General features: G+C 58.1%; 1 protein-coding gene. It reads right to left on the bottom strand.

Features of this window, described 5'->3' with window-relative positions; translation table 11 throughout:
• Nucleotides 1–110 precede the first annotated feature (110 nt).
• A protein-coding gene (locus AAAB35_RS28465) for an IS3 family transposase (RefSeq protein ID WP_112649879.1) occupies nt 111–1,300 on the bottom strand; the annotation gives its coding sequence in 2 pieces (ribosomal slippage) (nt 111–1,051 and nt 1,051–1,300; 1,191 coding nt in all).
• Nucleotides 1,301–1,593 lie beyond the last annotated feature (293 nt).

Genomic DNA, 1,593 nt, shown 5'->3' with positions numbered 1-1,593 from the left:
CCATCTGGGCTTACTCGCCGACACCATAAAGCCAGAGGAATGCGCCAACTACTTCTCAAATGCCGGCTACGCTTCCGTCAAAACATGAAAGGTGACGTTGCCCCCAAGTTTTATCCAATTTTGAGTTCGCTCCGGCGGTTTTTGGTTGCTGCATTTGGGGCGGTAGTGACGGGTTGCGGTGCGGAGCCATTTCGGCTGCGCAGCACCGCATCTCGTCGCGGGTTGATGGTCTGAGCGAACTCGGCAGGTGTCAGCCAGCCGAGGCCAGAATGCGGTCGGTGATCGTTGTAATCGCCGCGCCAGTTTGAAAGCGCTGAGCGAGCTTGGGTCAGTGACGAGAAGAGGGTTTCATTCAAGAACTCGTCTCGCAGCCGTCCATTGAAGCTTTCGATGAAAGCGTTCTGAATGGGTTTGCCAGGCGCAATGTAGTGCCAATCCACCTTAGTCTTGTCCGTCCATTGCAGGATCGCGTTGCTGGTGAACTCGCTGCCGTTGTCACTGACGATCATCCTGGGTTTGCCACGCTCCTCGATGATCCGGTCAAGCTCGCGGGCAACGCGCAGACCGGAAAGCGATGTATCGGCGACGAGTGCCAGGCATTCCCTGGTGCAATCGTCGACAACCGTCAGAATCCGGAACCTGCGTCCATCGGTGAGTTGATCCGACACGAAGTCCAGTGACCAACGATCATTGGCTGTCATCGGAACCAGCATCGGTGCTCGTGTGCCGATCGCTCGCTTGCGACCGCCGCGCTTGCGCACCGTCAGCTTTTCCTCCCGATAGAGCCGGAAGAGCCTCTTGTGGTTCACAAGGTGCCCCTCACGTCTGAGTAGCACATGAATGCGTCGGTAGCCAAAGCGGCGGCGTTCATGCGCCAACACCTTCATTCGCTCTCGAAGGTCATGGTCGTCGATGCGGCTGCTTTCGTAACGAACTGTCATCCGGCAAACGCCGATGGCTTTACACGCCCGCCGTTCGCTCATCCGATGTTGGTTCATCAGATGCGCGACAGCGTTCCGCTTTGCTGCGGGCGTCACCACTTCTTTCCCAAAAGGTCTTTCAACGCGGCGTTGTCGAGCATCGCATCCGCCAGAAGCCGCTTCAGTTTCGTGTTCTCGTCCTCCAGCGTCTTCAGCCGCTTGGCCTCAGAGACGTCCATCCCGCCGAACTTGGCCTTCCATTTATAGATGCTCGCATCGCTGACGCCGTGCTTGCGGCAAAGCTCCGAGACAGGCGTGCCCGCCTCGTGCTCCTTCAGGATGCCAATAATCTGTTCGTCTGTGAAACGGCTGCGCTTCATTCCCTGGTCCTCTCAATGGGCCAGAGCTTACTTCAAAATGGATTATTTCAACGGGGCAAGGTCAAAGGCTCTAGGAGTGTGGAGCCGGCTCGACCCGGCTTTTGCGTGAGCGCGTAGCCACCGCCCCGCCGCGTACTCAGACAGGCCGACAGAGCAGATTAGCCGCTGGCGCGGACTCGCGCTAGGCGGCGATCAAGGAGGCGCTGTCGACAACTTCCGCGAAGTCTGCCTTGAGGTGGGCCATCGTGACATCAAAAATGACGCGCGCCGACAGGTTTTCGGAAGGTAGGTCA

The organism is Phyllobacterium sp., assembly GCF_037994425.1.
Taxonomy (GTDB): domain Bacteria; phylum Pseudomonadota; class Alphaproteobacteria; order Rhizobiales; family Rhizobiaceae; genus Phyllobacterium.
Note: the sequence above shows the minus strand (reverse complement) of the source record. Positions and strands in the feature narration are given on the sequence as shown.